General features: G+C 58.0%; 23 protein-coding genes. 12 read left to right on the top strand and 11 right to left on the bottom strand.

The window, feature by feature from the left end:
- The first annotated feature begins 37 nt into the window (after window positions 1-37).
- The 7 genes from Z946_RS0117765 (at window position 38) to Z946_RS0117735 (ending at window position 5,516) form a co-directional block, all read left to right on the top strand.
- Entirely contained in the window at window positions 38-451 is a 414-nt protein-coding gene (locus Z946_RS0117765) for a hypothetical protein (protein WP_025057068.1), read from the top strand.
- A gap of 99 nt (window positions 452-550) precedes the next feature.
- A complete protein-coding gene (locus Z946_RS0117760; RefSeq protein WP_025057067.1) occupies window positions 551-805 on the top strand; it encodes a hypothetical protein in 255 nt (84 codons plus the stop codon).
- 50 nt (window positions 806-855) lie between these two features.
- Entirely contained in the window at window positions 856-1,491 is a 636-nt protein-coding gene (locus Z946_RS0117755) for an SDR family NAD(P)-dependent oxidoreductase (RefSeq protein WP_025057066.1), read from the top strand.
- Between the two features lie 81 nt (window positions 1,492-1,572).
- Window positions 1,573-2,358, top strand: a complete 786-nt coding sequence (gene surE, locus Z946_RS0117750; RefSeq protein WP_025057065.1) for a 5'/3'-nucleotidase SurE — start codon at window positions 1,573-1,575, stop codon at window positions 2,356-2,358.
- Window positions 2,355-3,011 (top strand): protein-L-isoaspartate(D-aspartate) O-methyltransferase, encoded by a 657-nt coding sequence (locus Z946_RS0117745; protein WP_025057064.1) that lies wholly within the window; start codon window positions 2,355-2,357, stop codon window positions 3,009-3,011. Before surE ends, Z946_RS0117745 begins: the two co-directional genes overlap by 4 nt.
- A 62-nt stretch (window positions 3,012-3,073) precedes the next feature.
- Complete coding sequence (locus Z946_RS0117740) at window positions 3,074-4,306, top strand: LysM peptidoglycan-binding domain-containing M23 family metallopeptidase (RefSeq protein WP_025057063.1); 1,233 nt, start codon at window positions 3,074-3,076, stop codon at window positions 4,304-4,306.
- Window positions 4,307-4,481: 175 nt separating this feature from the next.
- Complete coding sequence (locus tag Z946_RS0117735; protein ID WP_025057062.1) at window positions 4,482-5,516, top strand: Hint domain-containing protein; 1,035 nt, start codon at window positions 4,482-4,484, stop codon at window positions 5,514-5,516.
- On the opposite strand, the gene Z946_RS0117730 is transcribed toward Z946_RS0117735, so the two are convergent.
- Genes Z946_RS0117730 through tatA form a run of 4 tightly spaced genes read right to left on the bottom strand, consistent with a single transcriptional unit; the run spans window position 5,502 to window position 8,043 of the window.
- Window positions 5,502-6,350, bottom strand: coding sequence for an ATP-binding protein (locus Z946_RS0117730; protein WP_025057061.1), 849 nt, complete (start codon window positions 6,348-6,350; stop codon window positions 5,502-5,504). The two genes, Z946_RS0117735 and Z946_RS0117730, sit on opposite strands and share 15 nt — an antisense overlap.
- A gap of 10 nt (window positions 6,351-6,360) precedes the next feature.
- Window positions 6,361-7,239, bottom strand: coding sequence for a twin-arginine translocase subunit TatC (gene tatC, locus Z946_RS0117725; RefSeq protein ID WP_025057060.1), 879 nt, complete (start codon window positions 7,237-7,239; stop codon window positions 6,361-6,363).
- A gap of 3 nt (window positions 7,240-7,242) precedes the next feature.
- Window positions 7,243-7,818: a Sec-independent protein translocase protein TatB gene (gene tatB, locus Z946_RS0117720; protein ID WP_025057059.1), complete on the bottom strand. Its 576-nt coding sequence runs from the start codon at window positions 7,816-7,818 to the stop codon at window positions 7,243-7,245.
- A 3-nt stretch (window positions 7,819-7,821) separates the two neighbouring features.
- The gene (tatA, locus tag Z946_RS0117715; RefSeq protein ID WP_025057058.1) at window positions 7,822-8,043 is read right to left on the bottom strand and encodes a twin-arginine translocase TatA/TatE family subunit; all 222 of its coding nucleotides are present in this window, start codon (window positions 8,041-8,043) and stop codon (window positions 7,822-7,824) included.
- Window positions 8,044-8,213: 170 nt separating this feature from the next.
- On the opposite strand from tatA, the gene Z946_RS0117710 reads away from it, so the two are divergent.
- A complete protein-coding gene (locus Z946_RS0117710) occupies window positions 8,214-8,906 on the top strand; it encodes a helix-turn-helix transcriptional regulator (protein WP_025057057.1) in 693 nt (230 codons plus the stop codon).
- A gap of 12 nt (window positions 8,907-8,918) precedes the next feature.
- Here the strand turns inward: Z946_RS0117710 and Z946_RS0117705 are convergent, their stop codons facing one another.
- The 6 genes from Z946_RS0117705 to Z946_RS0117680 all read right to left on the bottom strand — a co-directional run bounded on the left by Z946_RS0117705 (window position 8,919) and on the right by Z946_RS0117680 (window position 14,148).
- Window positions 8,919-9,287, bottom strand: a complete 369-nt coding sequence (locus tag Z946_RS0117705; protein WP_025057056.1) for a Lin0512 family protein — start codon at window positions 9,285-9,287, stop codon at window positions 8,919-8,921.
- A complete protein-coding gene (locus Z946_RS0117700) occupies window positions 9,280-9,642 on the bottom strand; it encodes a Lin0512 family protein (protein WP_025057055.1) in 363 nt (120 codons plus the stop codon). Before Z946_RS0117700 ends, Z946_RS0117705 begins: the two co-directional genes overlap by 8 nt.
- Before the next feature lie 39 nt (window positions 9,643-9,681).
- Window positions 9,682-10,764: an ABC transporter ATP-binding protein gene (locus Z946_RS0117695; RefSeq protein ID WP_025057054.1), complete on the bottom strand. Its 1,083-nt coding sequence runs from the start codon at window positions 10,762-10,764 to the stop codon at window positions 9,682-9,684.
- Between the two features lie 32 nt (window positions 10,765-10,796).
- The gene (locus Z946_RS0117690) at window positions 10,797-12,155 is read right to left on the bottom strand and encodes an SLC5/6 family protein (RefSeq protein WP_025057053.1); all 1,359 of its coding nucleotides are present in this window, start codon (window positions 12,153-12,155) and stop codon (window positions 10,797-10,799) included.
- A gap of 92 nt (window positions 12,156-12,247) precedes the next feature.
- A complete protein-coding gene (locus tag Z946_RS0117685; protein ID WP_025057052.1) occupies window positions 12,248-13,369 on the bottom strand; it encodes a hypothetical protein in 1,122 nt (373 codons plus the stop codon).
- Window positions 13,369-14,148 (bottom strand): SDR family oxidoreductase, encoded by a 780-nt coding sequence (locus Z946_RS0117680; RefSeq protein ID WP_025057051.1) that lies wholly within the window; start codon window positions 14,146-14,148, stop codon window positions 13,369-13,371. The genes Z946_RS0117685 and Z946_RS0117680 overlap by 1 nt, the downstream gene beginning before the upstream one ends.
- A gap of 138 nt (window positions 14,149-14,286) precedes the next feature.
- Here Z946_RS0117680 and Z946_RS0117675 point away from each other — a divergent pair, with 138 nt between their 5' ends.
- Window positions 14,287-15,300: a Hint domain-containing protein gene (locus Z946_RS0117675; RefSeq protein ID WP_025057050.1), complete on the top strand. Its 1,014-nt coding sequence runs from the start codon at window positions 14,287-14,289 to the stop codon at window positions 15,298-15,300.
- A gap of 53 nt (window positions 15,301-15,353) precedes the next feature.
- Here Z946_RS0117675 and Z946_RS0117670 read toward each other — a convergent pair whose 3' ends face one another.
- Window positions 15,354-16,682, bottom strand: coding sequence for a hypothetical protein (locus tag Z946_RS0117670; RefSeq protein WP_025057049.1), 1,329 nt, complete (start codon window positions 16,680-16,682; stop codon window positions 15,354-15,356).
- Window positions 16,683-17,034: 352 nt separating this feature from the next.
- Between Z946_RS0117670 and Z946_RS0117665 the strand changes: the two genes are divergently transcribed.
- From Z946_RS0117665 to Z946_RS0117655, 3 genes are all read left to right on the top strand, one after another.
- Window positions 17,035-18,654 (top strand): peptide chain release factor 3, encoded by a 1,620-nt coding sequence (locus Z946_RS0117665; protein WP_025057048.1) that lies wholly within the window; start codon window positions 17,035-17,037, stop codon window positions 18,652-18,654.
- On the top strand, window positions 18,654-19,580 hold the full coding sequence (locus Z946_RS0117660) for a glycosyltransferase family 2 protein (RefSeq protein ID WP_025057047.1): 927 nt from the start codon (window positions 18,654-18,656) through the stop codon (window positions 19,578-19,580). The genes Z946_RS0117665 and Z946_RS0117660 overlap by 1 nt, the downstream gene beginning before the upstream one ends.
- A 137-nt stretch (window positions 19,581-19,717) precedes the next feature.
- A complete protein-coding gene (locus Z946_RS0117655) occupies window positions 19,718-21,292 on the top strand; it encodes a DEAD/DEAH box helicase (RefSeq protein WP_025057046.1) in 1,575 nt (524 codons plus the stop codon).
- The last annotated feature ends 23 nt before the right edge of the window (window positions 21,293-21,315 follow it).

The following is a 21,315-nucleotide window of genomic DNA, read 5'->3' as shown; positions in this document are numbered from 1 at the left end:
CCGGATTTTGTCAGCAGGGTGTGGTAGCGTCAGACGCATGACACATGCACCCGCTTTGCTCCTTTCTACAATCTCCCACTGGTCTGATCCTGCACAACGCGCCGCATGGACCTGTCGGGCCGTATTTCTGGAAACTGCCGCCCGAAATAGCGTCGGCCCGTTGGGCGAAGACCTTAAATGGGGTCAGCCCGCATGGCGCCCTGTAAAGCCGCGCACTGGCAGTACGCTTCGTATGGACTGGTCCCAGTCCGATCCGCACCAGCTGGCCCTCTTTGTAGATTGCAAAACCGATCTGGCAGAGCGTATGCGTGAACTCTATCCCGACTTACCTTCAAATGATGGCCGCCGCCGCATCGCCTTTGATCTGCGCGCCGACCTGCCGGAACAGGCAGTATCCCACCTCGCGCAGATGACCTTTACCTATCACCTGAAACCGGCCCTTACCGGCTGAACCGGCAGTCGCCCGCCGACATCTTTTTTGCCACTTTCGCAGGTTCTCCTGCCTTGCTACCTCGCGCGCACTGACCCGTGCACACAAGGCAAATCGACTATGACCAGCTCTGAAACGCCCTCCAACATCGCAAAACTCGCCACCGAAAAGGCAAAGCTTCCCGCGCTCGCTCTGCTTGGCATTTTCGGCAGCTCCAGCGCCTTGCAGGCATTGATCCGCACACCCGATGGCAACAGCATGACTGTGCGCACCGGCGACCGCGTGCAACGTGATACAGTGGCTGCCATCGCTGAAGACTACATCGTTCTTTCGCACGGCAACCGCACGAAAACCCTGCGTCTACCTGCGTCCTGATTGCCCATGCGGGACTTGACCCCGCGCCGTGCAGCAGGCACATCCCTCGCATGACAAAAACAGCTCTCATCACCGGCGCATCCCGTGGCCTCGGGGCCGCCCTCGCCGAAGCGCTTAGCCCCTCCCATCACGTCATCGCGGTGGGACGCACCACAGGCGCGCTGGAAGAGCTGGACGACCGCATTCAGGCGAAAGGCGGTTCTGCGACTTTGGCCCCCATGGACATCACAAACGCGGACGCGATGGCAGTCCTATGCCGTGGCATCCATGACCGCTGGGGTACTATTGATTTGTGGTTGCATACGGCCATTCACGCAGCACCCATGGCACCGGCAGATCACATTGACGCCAAAGACATGGCGAAATCGGTCGCTGGAAATGTCACGGCGACCGCGACATTGATTTCTTATGTTGCGCCACTGCTGGGGCAAACCGGCCAAGCCGTGTTCTTTGACGATCCACGCGCAGGACAGAAATTCTTTGGTGCCTATGCGTCAACCAAAGCCGCGCAAATCGCATTGGCCCGTGCTTGGGCCGCAGAGACGACGAACATCGGACCGAAAGTGAAAATCGTTACCCCCGCGCCCATGCCAACGGCGACCCGTGCGCGTTTTTTCCCGGGCGAAGACCGCACGGGTCTGTCGGACTGTCACAAACAGGCCGCTGCGGTATTGGCGCAACTCTGACGCATCCGCCTTTTTCAAATGCCCGAACACAAGCTTGCCGCCCGCGCGCCCCTCACCTATCAAGGGACAAAGGGGCACATCATGCGCATTCTCATCACAAATGACGACGGCATCACCGCACCGGGACTTGAGGTTCTGCACGCGATTGCCACCACACTTGCGGGCGAAAACGGCGAAGTCTGGACCGTGGCACCCGCGTTTGAGCAGTCAGGCGTCGGCCACTGTATCAACTACGTCCACCCTACCCTCATGTCAGAGCTTGGTCCGCGCCGCTTTGCCGCCGAAGGATCACCTGCGGACTGCGTCCTGATTGCGTTGCATGATATTATGGCAGACACCCGTCCCGATCTGGTGTTGTCCGGCGTGAACCGGGGCAACAACTCGGCCGAGAACACACTTTATTCCGGCACAATTGGCGGCGCGATGGAAGCCGCGTTGCAAGGATTGCCGGCCATCGCGCTTTCGCAATACTACGGCCCCGCGAACCGCGATCTGGATGATCCGTTCGAGGCAGCAGCGCAGCACGGTGCTGACGTCATCTCGCGTATTCTTGACGCAACACCTGAAGAAACTGCCGACTACAGCCTTTTCTACAACGTCAATTTCCCGCCGGTTCCTGCGGGCGACGTCAAAGGCACGCGGCTGTCTGCGCAAGGACGCCGTCCTGGCGTGGTATTTGGCACGCAGGCCCACACCGCTCCTTCCGGCAGGCGTTTCTCATGGATCAAAGGTGGCGATCAGCAGGTCAAGACCGCCCCCGGCTCGGACGCCGCAGTCAACCTTGAGGGCTATATTTCGGTCACCCCGATGCGCGCCGATTTGACAGCCCATGACATGCTCGACAGCCTGTCGGGTATCTCTATATGAACGAAGACGCTGACAGCATTGCGGAACGCAAAATGCAGTTTCTTTACGCGCTGCGCTCTAAAGGTGTCACAGACGCCCGGGTCTTGGGTGCCATGGAAGCCGTGGACCGTGGTCCCTTTATCAAGGGTCTGTTTTCCGAACGTGCTTATGAGGACATGCCGCTGCCGATTGCCTGCGGCCAGACCATCAGCCAGCCATCTGTTGTCGGCATGATGACCCAAGCACTCGAGGTCAGCCCGCGTGACAAGGTGTTGGAGATCGGCACCGGCTCCGGTTATCAGGCCGCGATCCTCAGCAAGCTTGCCCGCCGTGTTTATACCATCGACCGGCATCGTCGTCTGGTACATGAAGCCCGCGCGATCTTTGCCGACATGGATCTGGTCAATATCACCGCCATCACGGCTGACGGCAGTTTTGGTCTGGCCGAACAAGCGCCGTTCGACCGCATCATCGTGACCGCCGCCGCCGAAGACCCACCCGGCCCTTTGCTGGCACAACTCAAGGAAGGCGGCATCATGGTGCTGCCTGTGGGGCAGTCCGATGCCGTTCAGCACCTTATACGTGTGCGTAAGACCGCAGATGGGCTGGAATATGACGAAATGCGCTCGGTTCGGTTTGTTCCGCTGCTCGAGGGCTTGGGCAAAGACGGATAATAGGTTAACATGCGCGCGAACCCCGGAGGACACGGGGATGTATTGTTGACGAGGACGAGCAGATGAAGATCACCCCCTTGCGCGGTCGTGCGCACCTGACCCTATGTGCAGCGGGCAGTGCCCTTTTTCTGTCGGCTTGCGGCGACCAGCCTCTCGATTTCGATTTGCGTGGACTTGGCGGTGGGTTCACCACGGCGGATGCGGCGACGGGCCCTCTGGCTAACCGTCCCCGTCCGGATGACCGCGGCGTAATCTCTTACCCGAATTATCAGGTCGCTGTCGCACGGCGCGGCGATACGCTGGCTGATGTTGCTGGCCGTGTCGGTATCGATGCGGACCAGCTCGCCCGCTACAACGGCATCGACGCCGGTGTACAACTGCGCCGCGACGAAGTGATCGCCCTGCCCCGACGTGTGGCGGAACCGTCCCCCGCGACAGGTGCGGCAACGACAGGTCCGATCAAGCCGGTAGATATAACGTCCCTTGCAGGTGGTGCGATTGATCGCTCTCCGGCAACTCCCGGTGTACAAACCGCCGCCCTGCCGCCGGCCACCGCTCCCGCCCCTGCGGCGCAAACCGGTACAGAACCTGTGCGCCACAAGGTTGAACGGGGTGAAACGGCGTATACTGTCGCGCGGCTTTATGGCGTTCCTGTCAAGGCTTTGGCAGATTGGAACGGCCTTGGTGCGGACTTTGCCGTACGTGAAGGGCAATTCCTGCTGATTCCGGTGCCAAAACAAAACCCGCCTGCGCGCACGGCATCACCTGCGCCGACCGCAGTCGCTGCGACCACTCTGCCCGGCAGCGGCACGCCGACACCAACACCACCCTCGGCAGCCAAACCGCTGCCGCAAGATGACACGGCTGTTCCCACTCCCGCGGCTGCCGCCGCAACACCAGCAAAGCCGGTTGCAGATGTGGGTACCACCACCAAGCCCGCAAAAGCGACAAAGATGCTGACACCCGTGCAGGGCAGCATCATCCGCGGCTATGCGAAAGGCCGCAACGAAGGCATTAACATCAAGGCCGCAGATGGAGCGCCTGTGAAAGCCGCTGACAGCGGCACGGTGGCTGCAATCACCAAGAGCGCGGAAGGCATACCGATTGTGGTGGTACGCCACACCGGCAACCTGCTGACCGTCTATGCAAACGTCACGGACGTAAACGTCGCCAAGGGTGACAGCGTGGGCCGTGGGCAGCAAATCGCTAAGCTGCGCAGCGGGACCGATGCCTATGTGCACTTCGAAGTCCGCCAGGGCTTTGACAGCGTGGACCCGAGCGACTTCATCAATTGACGGGTTGAACCAAGGCCGAAGGCAAAAACCTGCTGTTACTACCCTTGGTTATCCAAAAGGTCGAATTACCCTCAAATCGCCTCTCATTTGCCTCAAATGAGCGGGTTCCGCCGCAAGGCAGCCCGGTTTCGCAAATAGAAACAATCCAACGCAGAAAGCGCGATTGGATTGTTAAATGCCCGAACATTTCGGCTATACGAACACAATTTTCGGCACGCAAAGCACTGTCAACGGTGCCGCGCAGGATTATGCTTTTGGTCCTCCTGTCGGCGGCACATGGCGCTATACCGGGCCCGACACCTATTTTGTCGTGGACGAAAACACTGGGGCAAGTCGGTTTAACGGCGACCCCACGAACGAACAGGTTTCAGCACAAGAACAGATTGGTGGCATTGGTCAGCAGACCACCGAAATCGGCGGCATCGACCGCCAGATCATCTATGACTACACATTTACGGTCACCGATGGCACGACCACATGGCGCGTCACGGTTATCGACGTTGACCTTAACAACGATGATGATCTGAACGACGCAGGCGAAGACGGGTATTTCCTGATCTTTCCCGATGGCATGCCACCTGCCGACACCAACCTGACCATTGGTGGCATCGTTGATAACCTCGATTCCATCGCACATGTGGACCTCGGGGCAAGCATTGTATGTTTTGCGGAAGGGACTTTGATCTCAGCAGGGTCCCACACAATCCCGGTTCAGGAGCTGGACACGGGCGATATGGTGGAAACGCGCGATGGGGGCCTCCAACCCATCGCGTGGATTGGCAAAACCACCGTAGTGGCAAAGGGTGATCTGGCCCCGATTGTCATCACTAAGGGCACGCTCGGCAATGATCGCGATCTGGTTGTCTCTCCACAGCACGCGATTTTGCTGAACGACTGGCGGGCCGAACTTCTGTTCGGTCAGGAAGAAGTGCTTGTCCGTGCCGTTGACCTGTTGGGCCACGATGGCGTCTACCGCAAGACGGGCGGCACAGTCACTTACTATCACATCCTGTTTGACGCGCATGAACTTGTGATGTCCGAAGGGATCTGGACCGAAAGCCTATATCCCGGCGATATGACACTGCAAAGCGTAAACCCGCGAGCACGCGCCGAAATAACCGAGCTTTTTCCGGACCTGGCGCAATATGGCAAGAAAGCCGCCCCTTGCCTGCGCGCGTTCGAGGCGTCCTGCCTCTTACGTGCTGCTTAGGGAGACGCCTTTGCGACCCGCAAGATCGACAAAATACTGCCATGCCACTCGACCCGAACGGGACCCGCGTGTGGCCTGCCATTCAATCGCTTCCGCCCGCAATGTATCGTCGTCAATCTCGACACCGTGCGCATCACAATAGCCGCGTATCATCGCAAGGTACTGGTCCTGATCGCAGGCATGAAAGCCCAGCCAAAGCCCGAAACGGTCCGACAACGAAACCTTTTCCTCTACCGCTTCAGCCGGATTGATCGCTGATCCACGCTCGTTCTCGATCATATCGCGGGGCATCAGATGGCGGCGGTTAGACGTCGCATATAGCACGACGTTGTCCGGCCGCCCTTCGATACCGCCATCCAGTACCGCCTTGAGCGACTTGTAATGGGCATCGTCGTGGCCAAAGCTAAGATCATCGCAGAACATGATGAAACGCTGCGGCGCACCGCGCAAAAGGTTCAACAGCCTGCCCACAGACGGCAGGTCCTCACGCTGCAATTCGACAATACGCAAAGCATCATGTGTCGCATGAACATCTGCATGTATTGCCTTGACCAGACTTGATTTTCCCATGCCCCGCGCCCCCCAGAGCAACGCGTTATTCGCGGGCAAGCCGGCAGCGAATTGCCGTGTGTTCTGAAGCAGCGTATCGCGCGAGCGGTCGACCCCGACCAGCAGCTCCAGATCAACCCGGCTGACCTTTGTCACAGGTTCCAACCGATCCGGATCGGTATGCCAGACGAAGGCGGACGCGGCATCAAAATCAGGGGCTGCCAGCGGTGCCGGAGCCATCCGCTCCAGCGCTGCCGCAATGCGGTCCATGGGATCATCAATCATCGACATGGGCTTACTTCAACTCGCCTTCGTCATCGTCGAATTCGGCCATCAGGTCGTCTTCGTCGTCGTAATATCCTTCGGCGCGCAGCTTGGCCTCACGGGTCTTCTCAACCCTTTTGACCAGCTGGATCGAAATTTCATAAAGACCGTAGACCACCACGAACAGGATCACCTGAGTAATCACATCCGGCGGTGTCACCAGAGCCGCCAGAACCAAGATCGCTACGACGGCGTACTTGCGCACATTGCCCAGCCCCTCGGCACTGACCAATCCGGCCTTGCCCATGAGGGTCAACAACACCGGGAGCTGGAAACACAGACCAAAGGCCACAATAAACTTGATCGTCAGGCTCAGATATTCTTGCGCAGAACCCTGAAACGCGATCCCCGCAACACCGTTGGCCACAGGTTCGGATCCGTCACCGGTCAACGACCCTTGCTGGAATCCCAGAAAGAAATCAAACGCCAGCGGCGTCACCACATAGAAGGCGAACGACGCACCGATAAAGAACATCACGGGTGAGGCAATCAGGAACGGCAGGAACGCGCCCTTCTCGTTCTTGTACAACCCCGGTGCCACAAACCGCCACAACTGGTAGCTGATGTAAGGAAAACCCAGAACCAACCCGCCCAAAAGCGAGATGGAGATAGCGACAAAGAAGCCCTCTTGCAGCTTGATAAGGATCAGACCGCAATCTTCCTGCCCCCGCTCGGCCATTGCAGAACACAAAGGGTTGGTCAGGAAGTTGAATATCGGATTCCAGACGGTGAAACAGATCACCATCCCGATGATAAACGCGATCACCGAATGAATAAGCCGCGTGCGCAGCTCTGCCAGATGCTCAATCAGCGGGGCAGCGCTGTCGTCGATATCGTCCGTGGCACTCATGATTTACTCTTTTTTCGCAGCGGTTTTCTTGGGCGGCGCTTTCTTGGCAGTTGGCTTTTTGGCCGCGGGTTTCTTCGCCGCAGGCTTTTTCGCCGCTGCCGGTTTTTTGGCGGCAGGTTTTGCGGCGGGCTTGGCCGCTGCGGGCGTGATCTCCGCATCCAGCGCGTCCGCCTTGGACATCGCTTCTACGGCTTCACGTTGCTTGCGCTCTGCAGCCGCTCGCGCGGTTGCCGCCTGAATTTTCTTGGTATCTTCGGCACGCTTGGCCGCCAGTTTGCCGGTCTCGCTGTTTGGATCGATATCCGTCAGCGACTTGGCTGCAGATTTGACACCATCCATCGCAGAGCCAACAGGATTGGTGGCAGCCTTCAACGAGTTATTCAGCGACGATGACATCTCGCGCATCCCGCTTTCATCGGCCGCGTCGTTCATCGCAGATGAAAACTCTCGCGCCATGCCTTTGGCCTTGCCCACAAACTGCCCTACCCTGCGAAACAGGATCGGCAGATCTTTGGGCCCCACGACAATCAAGGCCACGATGCCAATGACCAGAAGTTCGGTCCAGCCCAGATCAAACATGAATTAGACCTTATCTTTGGTCGTGTCGCTGTCTGCTACGATCTCGCTTTCGACGACATCCTTGTCGTCGGCCAGCTCTTTCTCGCCTTCGTTGATGCCTTTCTTAAAGCTGGTGATGCCTTTGCCGACCTCACCCATCAGGCTGGAAATTTTTCCGCGCCCGAACAGCACAAGTACAACAACCGCAATCAGCAGGATGCCGGGCAATCCGATATTGTTCAACATTTTGTCTCTCCTGTCTTCGCACGGAGTGGTCCCGCACGTCTCGGGCTTAGGTTTAGGGCTGTTATGATGTTCAGGCCAAGCCGGATTGCCCCAAATCACTGTCCGAACTTAAGAAAACACCGCCGCGAAAAGGGGTTGTTGGACGCTACTGACAGCATTATGTCAGTAGAATGAGCCGACAAGACCGCCTTTTCGAAATTCTGGCCCTGCTGCGTGACGGAAGATTGCACCGTGCTGCCGACATCGCTGCAACCATGAATGTGTCTGAGCGGACAATCTATCGCGACATGGACCGCCTTCAGGCCTCGGGTGTGCCGGTCGAAGGCGCACGCGGCATCGGCTACAGGATCACGCCCGGTTACACCCTGCCCCCGCTCAGCCTAACTCCCTCAGAACTGGAGGCTCTGAATCTCGGGCTTGCGATTGTCGGACAAGCGGCCGACGACACGCTAAAAGCCGCTGCAGATACATTGATCGAAAAGATTGATGCCGTTCTGCCTGCGCATGACATGGCGCAGGCACAAGCATGGAAGCCGTCCTTGCATGCCTTCACGGATCCGACACGCAATCTGGCGCATTTGCCTCTGCTGCGCTCTGCGGTCAAAGCGCAACAAAAGGTACGCCTCACCTATACCGATCAGGATGGAACGGTCACGACACGGAAAGTCCGACCTTTGCATATGGAGTATTGGGGCCGCGTTTGGACGCTGACCGCATGGTGCGAGCTAAGCCGCGACTTTGAAGTATTCAGGCTGGACTTGATTGAAAGCCTTGAAGCGCTGCCAGACTTGTTTGTCGACACACCGGGCAGAACGCTTGCCGATTTTGCAGCCCGCAGCGAAGCATCCCACGCGCCATTATAGCTGCTGCGGATATCAGGACGTCACCTGCCACCCCGTTTGAGGCGGCAAGAACGCCTCAACACTTGCCTGTGCGACCACGATGGTGTCACCACCGGTCGGCACATTCAGCCCGCCCACAACAGCGCTTACCGTAGCCTTGCCGCGTGGCAATTTGGCGGTCAGGGTTTCGAGGTCAAGCTTGTCAGGTTCCTGAACACCGATTGTGACCTGCACACGCATTTCGTCATGGCCAAGACCTGCAACGCCGAACAAGGGCAGCGATGAATGGCGCAAAGCATCCTCGATCGCGCGGGCAGCGGCTTTTGTATAGTCCATGCCGTGCAGGTCGTTACCCATGCCCATTTCGATGATGATGCGGTGCATTTTACTTAGATCAGCCATCAGCCTGCTCCATATTGAAACCGACAGACAACGCGACATTGGCCATGATGGTCGGATGTCCTTCGCCCTCCTGCCCGACCGGCCGCGCTACATCAAGCCCGCCCTTGGAGACGCGGACGTTGACGTTGCCATAAGGGAAAACAGCCTTGATCGTGTCCGTATCGACGCGGTCAGGCTGCTGCACCCCCACATCAACGGTGATCTGCATTGCGGATTTTTCAAAGCCGAACAGTTCTGCCAAGTTAATGGAATTGTGCCAAAGCGCATCCCGCACTGCCCGTTCTGCTGCTTGGGTATAGTCCCCCCGCCGCAGGGAGGTCCCCATGCCAAACTCTACAAGTAACGTCTCAGCCATCAGTCTCTCCCTTTCGGTCTGCCCTGCAAGGGCCTTTGGTCAGGTCATCGGAAACACGAAACACCTGTCACGCGGAATGGTCAGCCACATCACTGCACCGGGTTGGGGCAGGAACACATTCGGCACCGTTGCCCGCAGGGTCGATCCATCGTGATCCATCACAAACTCGACAAGGCTCTCTGATCCCATAAACCGCGCACGGCTTACCACGGCGCGGGCGGGCGTCCCTTCCTTGGCCGTTGGGTTAGGTCCGCGACCAGCACGGTCAAAATCGATTCTGACATGTTGAGGTCGAAACACGATCTGGACCGCAGTGCCATCTGCAACACCGGGGGCCAGAAACCGGCCAAATGCCGTCTGCGCCAGCGCGCCCTGCACCACCGCTTCGACCACATTCGCATCAGAGAAGAAGGCGACAGCAGCCCGGTCGAAGGGCCGCGTATAGACGTTATAGGGCGCACCCTGCTGCACGATAACACCGTCCCGCATAAGAGCGATCTCGTCAGCCATCCGCATTGCCTCATCCGGCTCATGGGTGACCAGCAACACAGCTGTGTCCTCTTCCTTCAGGATGCTCAGCGTCTCGTCGCGAATGCCATCGCGCAAGCGGTTATCAAGGCCCGAGAACGGCTCGTCCATCAGCATGATGCGCGGCTTCGGGGCCAAGGCGCGGGCCAATGCCACCCGCTGCTGCTCGCCGCCGGACAACTGATGCGGATAGCCGTCAATAAACCGCAAGAGATCCACCCGTTTGAGCAGTTCTTCCACCCTTACCCGCTTTTCCGCTTTGGTGCCTTTCAGGCCGAATGCCACGTTGTCGGCCACGCTGAGATGCGGAAAAAGCGCGAAGTCCTGAAACATCAGGCCAATTTCACGCCGCTCGGGCGGTACACGGAACACCGTGTCGCAGATCAGGTTGCCATCCACGTGGATCGTGCCGCTGTCCTGCATCTCGACACCGGCGATCATCCGCAGGGTCGTAGATTTCCCGCAACCCGACGGCCCCAGCAGGCAGGTCACCTGCCCTGGCATGATCTGTAACGACACTCCGTCCACAACCGCACGCCCGCCGTAGCTGCGCCGCAGGTCCTTGATCTCAAGCCGTGGAACTGATGCTGACATAAATACCCGATAGAATGACTCAGGTGGAGGTATCAGCCTCGCTTCATCCCCGCAAGCACTCCGGCAAAGCCGACAGCCAATACGGCGATACAGATGACCAGAAGCTGCTCGTATTTATGGCCGTCGGGCAGCATGGCAGCGACCCAAGACCAACTGCGTGCGAAGTACATAAAGGCACCAAGAATTGCAGCCGCAAAGGCAACCATGTAGCCCCAAAGCGCCACTTCGCGACGCATCACAAGGCCGACAACCAGCACCGGTGTAAGAAACATCGACGCGGTTCCCGACACAGCAACCGCGTCAAACAATGTCGCATTCCCCCAAAGCGTCAGGACGGTGCCTGCGACCATAAAGCCCAGCATCACCATGCGTCCGCCGTTCAAAGTACGCGGGGCCAGCCGCAATTCCTCGACCACCAGTCTCGATGCTGATGCAAGCGCCGAATCCAGCGTGCTCAACGCCGATACCAAAAGGGAGATCATCAAAGCGACAAAGATCCACGCCGGAAACATCGCGCTCCATGTCCCGATCAATTCACCCTCGTAAGCGGCGCCGGCCAAGCTGGCCTGTATGCCGAAAAAACCGAAACCGATGATGCACAGCGTCGAAATCCAGAAGGCATGCAAGAACGATGCACGAGTTGTGTCCTCGTCTGCGATAAACCCGCGGTCCATCATCACAGGGTCATGTGCCGGATAGGAGAACACCTGCAACAGTGCCACCAGCAGCAGCACCCAGCCGTTCCAAGGGCCGGACGCCCCCGGTGCGGTCAACACGGCACCCAAATCGAACCCGGGCGACATCACCAACGCGAAAAATGCGGCACCAAAGACGCCCAGAAACACCAACATTTGCAGCACGTCCGTCCGCAACGCCGCACTCAACCCGCCCCAAGCCGAATAGGCCAATCCCAGAACAGCAACGATAATGATTGCCGTGGTCCCGCTTCCATCCAGCAAAGCATTAAAGATCAATCCCACCACCAGCAGATTGGCAAAAACCTCTGACAACAGCCGCAAGGCGATGACCAGATTATAACAACCGTTGCCGACTGCGCCGAACCGCGCGCCCAGCCAGTCCTGTACCGACCCCGCGCCCTGCTGCCGCAAACGCCCGACGATAAATCCGCCTGTCAGGAACGACCCGTAGTAGGCCGCATAGGCCAAGGTGCCGGCAATCCCGTAGTAGTACCCCAAAATGGCTGCATTCATCAGCGAACGTGCAAATATCCACGTCGTCACCTGGCTCAGAACCAGCACCCAAAGGCCCGGTGTGGCACCTGTTGTGCCTAGCCCGCCAAAGAACCCCTCGACCGAGGTGCGGCGCGGTGCCGCCAGAACAGACGCGATGAGGATCGCTCCGAAGAGCGCAATCAGAACAGTGGTTTGCATGAGAAGTGGCCTTTACCGGAATTGCGTTCGGGTTGGATACCGCAGCACGCGGCACATCGCCACGCAGCACTCAGCCGTTGTCGGAAATGTGATTATTCCGTGAGCTCAAACGTGGTTTGAGCCACATCACGGCCGTTAACTTGCAGGACAATTTCATGCGGTCCGGGATAGAGCGTGAAGGTCGTCGCATCCCCTTTTAGTCTGTGCCGCTTTGATAGGGTCACCGGTGTGCCTGCCTTGACATCAGCCGCCTTCAACTTGAATACCTTTTCGGCCTGCTTGCCACCGGGTCGCGCAAAAATAATCCGGTAGTCCACCATCACCGGCAAATCCTCGGTGGTCCGCAGGACGCAGGACATCTCCAATTGTTCTCCGATGCGCACGACATCCGCGCCGACCGACAGTTCGGCGTCCACCGCCACATCGCGCCGGTAGCCCAGCAACTCCAGCGCCTCAGCGTGGCCCTGTTTGACCAATACGCGCAAAGCGTGGCGCGTCATCCAAGCCAGCTCCTTGGTCTCCTGCCGCCCAGCGACAGCCCAGCCCCGCAGCAGGTCGATCACGACATCCGGCTCGGTCTTGGCGATGTCGTTAAGGTGATTGGCAACCGAGCGTGTCACATAGCGCGTCTTGTCCGCATGGAGCTGTTCCAGAAACGGCACGCGCTGCCCCAATTCCAACTGCACGGCCTTTGCCCATGGCAAACGCGGCCGCGATCCTTCGCTGACCAACCTGCGCACGTGGTAGTTGTCATCTTCTGCCCAGACCGTCATCCGTGCCAACGTTTCTTCGGGCCAGCGGTTCAGGAAAGGTCGGATATAGAACTCCATCGAGAAACGCTGCGTTGCTGCATGGAGCAGGTCAAGCGCCCGCTCGCGGTGATCCTCCAATCCGTGTCGCACCGCCATAATGCCCGGCAGCGCGTGGATAAAATGTCCGAAGTCGTCGTCGCGCAAGCCCGGGTCCAGCGGCGGCGGCATCGCCGCCTCCAACTGCTCCGCCATAGTCGGAAAGTCCGCAGCCAGTTGCGGCGTCAGACAATCCGCCATCCATTCCAGACGTGCCAACAGTTCACGTTCTGCAAATCCCGCCAAAGCCTCACGTTCAAACCGTGCTGCGTCGAAACCGGGCACGCCGGCGGCATATTCCGCCGCCAGACGCCCCACGGTGTCGGCATTGAACAAATGGTCTTTGAGGGAAAAGCGTTCTGCCATTACATTGTGATGTTGGTCGCACCACCATCAAGCAACAGGTTCTGCCCGATGATAAAGCCTGCATGGGTCGAACATAGGAACGCACAAGCTGCGCCAAACTCCTGCCGCGTCCCGTAGCGCCCAGCAGGAATTGTGGACGCACGTTCGGCGCGCGCATCTTCAAGCGTGATGTTGCGCGACTTCACGACTGCACCGTCCAACGCGTCAGCGCGGTCCGTCGCATGAATGCCGGGCAACAGGTTGTTGATTGTCACACCCTTGCCCGCCACTTGGCGGCTTGTCCCCGCGACATAACCCGTAAGCCCTGTCCGTGCCGAATTGCTAAGCCCCAGCACTCCGATCGGCGCGCGCACAGACTGGGAGGTGATGTTCACCACACGGCCCCAGCCTCGGTCCATCATGCCCGGCACCAACGCTTTGATCAGCGCAATCGGGGCCAGCATATTGGCATCCAGCGCCTTGATGAAATCCTCGCGGTCCCAATCCTGCCACATGCCCGGAGGCGGTCCGCCCGCGTTGTTGACCAGTATGTCCACGTCTCCCGCAGCCTTGATCACCGCCGCCTGCCCGTCTTCGGTCGCCACATCTGCTGCAACGGTCGTGATTGTCACACCATATTCCTGACGCAGATGCTCCGCGGCCGATTCCAGCGCTTCCGCGCCACGTGCGTTCATGACCAGATCAACACCTGCCTCTGCCAGCGCCTCTGCACAGCCAAGACCCAACCCCTTTGAGGACGCACAAACCAGCGCCTTCTTTCCCTTGATACCCAAATCCATCTGTCGATTCCTTTATGCTATTTTCCCAGACCTATCATGCCCGTCTTGGAGCGCCAGCAAAACACCGGACGCTTGACCAACCCCTGCCATAATTCTAGCTTAGGTCTTTGCCTGAAACCGCCAGATCCGAGGTGCCCTATGGCCCGCGCCCGCCCTGCTCCTGCTCAAAGTTTGCCCGTCTACAGGGCCGAAGATATCCAATGCACCGATGGTGCCAACATGGGCGACGCACTGACCATCGCGTCCGAGCTGCTGCTCGATGACATCTATGAGGTTCCTTTCGGCGAGGATCCGCAACGCCTTGCTGTGCTTCCGCTCGACGGCACCCGCTTTCGCGTCGCAGAAGGCACACAGATCGGCACACCGCAGGCGGTACTTCACCTGGATTGCGCGCTCAGCTTTATGTCGCCTGACGGCATGACGCATGAAGTGCTGGTGCTGGTTGAAGTGGACGAGGATGCAGGCATTGCTGGCATCTTCATGCTGCCGCTCACGGCCCTGAGCAGTGGTGTTGAATACCGGCTTGTCGGCATCGATACAGAGACTGCGCAACGTAAATTCGCACAGCTTGCTTGTGTGTCCTTCACCCGTGGCACCCACATCACCCTGTCCTCGGGTGAGCAGCGTCTGATCGAAGACCTGAAAGTAGGTGACCGCGTGTTGACACGTGACGACGGCACCCAAGCCATCCGCTGGATCGGTCAGTCAACTGTCCGTGCCGTCGGTGAGTTTGCCCCGATCAAAATTCACGCAGGCACCCTGCACAATGAAAACGACTTGATCGTCAGCCCCGATCACAGGCTGTTTATATATCAGCGGAGTGATGAACTGGGCGCGGGCCAGTCCGAGATACTGGTCAAGGCACGCCATCTGGTGAACGGCTACACCGTCACGATCATGGACGGTGGCTTTGTCGACTATTTCCAGCTGCTGTTCGACAGCCACCAGATTATCTATGCCGAAGGTATCGCGGCTGAGACAATGCTGATCGACACCCGCACCAAATCTGTGCTGCCCGAAGACCTTTCTGCCAGCATGGGCGATGTGATCCCGGGACACTCGGACCTGCCGCATGCCGGTCTGGATGTGAACGAAGCCCTACTGGATCGCCCCGATGCCGCAGAGCTGCTGCGCAAGGCGTCTTCGCGGTAGGACTGATGGCGAGCAACCCTGCCCGCCAGTCAGCCACCTTGTTCGCCAATTAATCAGGCTTTTTGCTTTTTCAGCTCTGCCAAAGCGACAACTTTAAGTTCCTGTTGTAGAATTTTAGTGAATGTCTTTTCGTTGGTCTTGATCAAATCGTCATAAACCTCGTCTATTTTCCCGGACTTTACGACGTCGTTGGCAAAAGACTTGGCCGTGGTTTCCGGGTTTGATCCGGATACGCGTTTTTCATCCCCTGCGATCCAGTCAATGATGTGTTTTTTGATCAATCCACCTGTGCCGATATACTTGTTCAACGCGCCCGCAGAGGAACGCAGAAAGAACTTGGTAAGTGCCGTGACAAGAATTTCGGGCTGCGCCCTGAGGAAGGCATCTTTGGTTGTGACGCCTAGCTTCGTCATTACCGCTTCTGTCTCCTTAAAGAAAATCTTGTTCAGATTGATCGGCGCCCGGGAAAGGACCCTCTTTGCCTGCGCCTGAACGAATTTGCTTGAGGTGGCGAATTTGATGATATGGGGACCGGCGTATTTCATGATGACGCCGACAACTGCGGCACCTGCCGCGCCAGCCAGCGCAGACCCCGCCGCGCGCTTGAGGTTTTCACCGGTGGATCTCACTTTGGTACCCGCAGCCACCCGGCCAATATTGTCAAACCCGTCGTAGGCCAGCTGTGTGCCGCCGCCGACAGCGGCACCGGTCAAGACACCCGCTGCCAGACCCACAGGCGCAATTACGGTCGTCGCAGCCACCGCACCGCAAACCATGCCGACGGTTTTTACGCCTTCCAGAACCTGAATAGTGCTGGTTCCGGCACCGATCAGCCCCTCGACCCATGCATTCACGTCCCGCTCATAGGTGGCAATGATCACACTGAGCGCTTCAATCTCCCGGTCATATGCGGCGTGATTTCGCGATTTCGCATAACCTTGGGCTTTCTTCAGCGCGGATTCGGCCTGTTTGCGGTTTGTCGGCTCCTCGATCCGGCTCGCCACATCCAGAACTGCCGCAACAAACCATTGATCCGAATTGATCTTGCGCTGCGAGTCGTGCCGCGTCGTGGCGCCGGTCATCTGCTGCTTAAGCTTGAACGCGACCTCGTCCATCTTGGCATTTACGACCTTCATGTACTCCTTATAGGCCTTTTCGCCCATGTACTCAGTGCCGTACCTTGTTTTGACAACATACACCTTCGCCTTGGGATCGGGCACAGTCACCTTCGTCCCTTTCGGCAAAGGCCTGCCTGCCTTCAGGTCCTTTTTGAGCTTCGCGTTGTCTTTGTGGATCAGAACCGTGGCCGGGTCCTTGATCTTGAGCTTGGCGATGATGGTATCCATCGTGTCGCCTTCTTTGGTTGTATAAACCGTCCACATAATAAAATTCCTTATCAATCGGCGCGTAAAATCATTTCTTCGGAGAAACGCGTGCACCGTAAATATCGGGCACGTCAAAGCGTTCCATCCGGCAGGTTGTCCCACTGGTTACAGCAAGGAAGCCCGCAAATGCGCAGGGAAAAATTAGCAGCGGCACAGACGAACGTCCATCGGAAATTTGGCTGCGTTCTTGCCCGGTCCGCAGGCATCACGGCGCGCCGCAGTGCCAAACACTTGCTCTCGCCGGTGTGTAGGGTATGTGTACGCGCGGCCTGCGCGGCGTGATCCCTCACGCATCGTGCGCCACCTTGCTGCCTTCCAGGCAACCATCACATCAGGATTAACGCGCAAGATGCTGGATCAAAACAACAATCGCCCCGAACTTCCGCCTGAGATCGCGCGGCGACGTACCTTTGCCATCATCAGCCACCCCGATGCGGGGAAAACCACGCTGACGGAAAAGTTTCTGTTGTTCGGCGGGGCGATCCAGATGGCGGGACAGGTCCGCGCCAAAGGTGAGGCACGCCGCACGCGATCCGACTTTATGGCAATGGAGAAGGATCGCGGCATATCGGTCTCCGCTTCTGCCATGTCGTTCGACTTTACAAACAAGGATACTGTGTTCCGCTTCAATCTGGTGGATACACCGGGTCACTCCGATTTTTCCGAAGATACCTACCGCACGCTGACGGCGGTGGATGCGGCCGTTATGGTGATTGATGGTGCCAAGGGCGTGGAAAGCCAGACACAGAAACTGTTCGAGGTCTGCCGGATGCGCGACCTTCCGATCCTGACCTTCTGTAACAAGATGGACCGCGAAAGCCGCGACGTTTTTGAAATCATTGATGAAATCCAGCAGAACCTTGCCATTGATGTGACGCCGGCCAGCTGGCCTATCGGCGTCGGCCGCGACTTTATCGGCTGCTATGACATCCTGCGCGACCGGTTGGAGCTGATGGACCGCGCCGACCGTAACAAGGTCGCTGAATCGGTAGAGATCAACGGCTTGGACGATCCAAAGCTGGCTGAACACGTTCCCGCCGAGTTGTTGGAAAAATTGCGCGAAGACCTTGAGATGGTCCGCGAGTTGATGCCCCCTCTGGATGCTGAACTGATGGCGGAAGGATCGCTGACGCCGATCTGGTTCGGCTCGGCTATCAACTCCTTCGGCGTTAAGGAATTGATGCAGGGCATCGCAACCTTTGGGCCGGAACCGCAGATACAATCCGCAGAGCCACGGAAAATTTTGCCAGAAGAAACAAAGGTTTCAGGCTTTGTCTTCAAGGTACAGGCCAACATGGACCCCAAGCACCGCGACCGCGTTGCCTTTGTTCGCCTCGCCTCCGGCCACTTTTTGCGCGGCATGAAAATGACGCACGTGCGCACGAAGAAGCCCATGGCGATTACAAATCCCGTGATGTTCCTTGCCTCTGACCGTGAACTGACCGAGGAAGCATGGGCAGGCGACATCATTGGCATTCCGAACCACGGGCAGCTGCGCATCGGTGACACCTTGACCGAAGGCGAAGCTTTGCGTGTGACAGGCATCCCGTCCTTTGCGCCCGAACTGCTGCAAGGCGTCCGAGCAGGCGATCCGCTCAAGGCCAAGCATCTAGAAAAGGCGCTGATGCAGTTTGCAGAAGAAGGTGCCGCGAAGGTATTCAAGCCCTCTATCGGTTCGGGCTTTGTTGTAGGTGTTGTGGGGCAGTTGCAATTCGAAGTGCTGGCCAGCCGGATCGAGCTGGAATACGGCCTGCCAGTGCGGTTTGAGCAGTCCCAGTTCACATCGGCCCGATGGGTGAACGGCGACCGGCAAGCTGTTGAAAAATTTACGGAAAGCAACAAGCAGCATATCGCCCATGATCATGATGGCGACATTGTTTACCTGACACGCTTGCAATGGGACATCGACCGCGTCGAGCGGGACTATCCGGACGTGCGCCTGACCGCCACCAAAGAGATGATGGTCTGATGCAGACATGGGGGATCAGCGCTACGATCCTCGCTCCCACGGCGGACATTCTTCGCTTTGCGGCCTATCATCTGGATGCAGGTGCACACCGGCTCTATATCTATCTCGACGATGATAACAAAACGGCTTTCGCAGCACTCAAGGCCCATCCGAAAATACGGCCCACCCTATGTGATGATGCCTGGTGGAACGGCAAGCGTCCGAAGAAACATCAGGTTCGCCAATCCCGCAACGCCACCCACGCCTATAAACGTCGGGCCGATGTGGATTGGATGATCCACATGGATGTGGACGAATTTCTGGTGTCGGAGCGTCCGGTATCGGATATTCTGTCGACCTTGCCTGACAGTCAGACCATCGCCCGTATCCGCCCGATGGAGCAGCTTGCAGGGGACGGATCGCATTTCAAGGCATTCGTCCCGAACGGTCCCGGTCGGGAGAAAACCGTAGACGCGTTGTATCCAACTTACGGAAATTACATCAAAGGCGGATTTCTCAGCCATCTGGCGGGTAAGGTCTTTGTCCGCACTGGTATTGAGGGTGCCCGCATCCAGATACACAACGCTTTCCAGAACGACGATATGCTGACGGGGCCAGAGGATACGGACGGCATCGACCTTGCCCATTGTCACGCCAGCAGTTGGGACGCATGGTATGCGGCCTATCGTTACCGGCACACGCAAGGATCCTATCGTCCAGATTTGGCTCCGAACCGCCCCCGTGACAAAGGTGGGGTGTCGATGCACGAGCTGCTTGCCATGATTGAAGCCGAGGACGGCACAGTAGGTCTGCGTTACTTTTTTGATGAGGTTTGCGCAGATACGCCCGCGCTTCGGAAGCGTCTGGCGGATTTCGGTTTACTAAAACTGGCCAATCTTGACCTAAATACCACATTGGCCAAGCATTTCCCTGACTTTACTTCCTAAACAGCGATCTATTTGACGGGTACGCGGCAACTTGGTATGCGGGCGCAACATATCGCGGCAGAAGCCGCCCCAAGGGCCATGCGGGCCGGTATGACAGATGAAGCGGGCCAGATCGTGTCCGCCAAAACCGGACATATATGACAAAATTCTCTGATCTGAAGCTCAGCCCTAAAGTCCTCAAAGCTATTGATGAGGCAGGCTATACCGAACCAACCCCGATTCAGGCGGGTGCTATCCCCCCTGCTCTTGAGGGTCGCGACGTTCTCGGGATCGCCCAAACCGGCACTGGCAAGACTGCAAGTTTCACTCTGCCCTTGATTACCATGCTGGCCCGTGGCCGCGCCCGCGCGCGCATGCCACGTTCGCTTGTTCTCTGCCCGACCCGCGAGTTGGCCGCGCAAGTTGCGGAAAACTTCGACACCTATGCAAAACACGTAAAGCTGACCAAAGCCCTGCTGATCGGTGGCGTTTCGTTCAAGGAACAAGACACGCTCATCGACAAAGGTGTAGACGTCTTGATCGCTACACCGGGCCGCCTGCTTGACCACTTCGAGCGCGGCAAGCTGATCCTGAATGACGTGAAGGTTATGGTTGTGGATGAAGCCGACCGTATGCTCGACATGGGCTTTATCCCCGATATCGAGCGTATTTTCGGCCTGACGCCCTTTACCCGCCAGACACTGTTCTTCTCTGCCACGATGGCACCCGAGATCGAGCGGATCACCAACACTTTCCTTAGCAACCCTGAGCGGATCGAAGTCGCCCGTCAGGCGACCACAAACCAGAACATCACCCAAGGTGTGCTGATGTTCAAAGCATCGCGTAAAGACCGCGAAGCAACAGAGAAACGGAAAGTCCTGCGCGCGCTGATCGATGCAGAGGGCGATAAATGCACGAACGCGATCGTCTTTTGTAACCGCAAAATGGACGTGGATGTTGTTGCGAAATCGTTGAAGAAATACGGCTATGACGCCGCCCCGATCCACGGTGATCTGGATCAGAGCCAGCGTACCAAGACGCTAGACGGTTTCCGCGAAGGGTCCCTGCGGTTCCTGATCGCGTCTGATGTTGCCGCACGCGGGCTGGATGTGCCCGCCGTGAGCCACGTGTTCAACTTCGATGTGCCAAGCCATGCCGAAGACTATGTGCACCGCATTGGCCGTACCGGTCGCGCTGGGCGCGATGGTACTGCGATCATGATCTGCACCGCGCGGGACGAAAAGAACCTCGCGGATGTGGAACGTCTGGTCCAAAACGAGATCCCCCGCCTCGACAATCCATTGGGCGGCGATAAAGCGTCAGAACCTAAAGAAGCAGCGAAATCGTCAGAAGATGGTGACAAGCCCAAGCGGTCACGGTCACGCAGCCGCAAGCCAGCCAGTGCGAAAGACAGCAATCCGTCTGAGGCGACTGCGTCTGAGGCCGCTGACCAATCCGCATCGACCGATGACAAGACCGCATCTGCCGCTGCCACCGAAAAGACCGAAGCCCCCAAGGCGAAGTCCGAGAGTAAGTCAGGTGGCCGCGACAACAATCGCAACCAGACAGAGAACAAAGGTCGCGATGACACCAAGGGCCGCGACAATAGCCGCAGCCGCAATGACAACCGTGGCGGGCGCGGCAATGACCGCGGCGGCAACAAGGTTGTCGGCCTGGGCGATCACACGCCAGAGTTCATCGAGCTGAGCTTCGAAGACCGTCCAAGCAGCTAAGCGCTTCCTATCTACGCAAAAAG

Origin of the sequence: Sulfitobacter noctilucicola (assembly GCF_000622385.1) — a bacterium.
GTDB classification, from domain to species: Bacteria; Pseudomonadota; Alphaproteobacteria; order Rhodobacterales; family Rhodobacteraceae; genus Sulfitobacter; species Sulfitobacter noctilucicola.
Note: the sequence above shows the minus strand (reverse complement) of the source record. Positions and strands in the feature narration are given on the sequence as shown.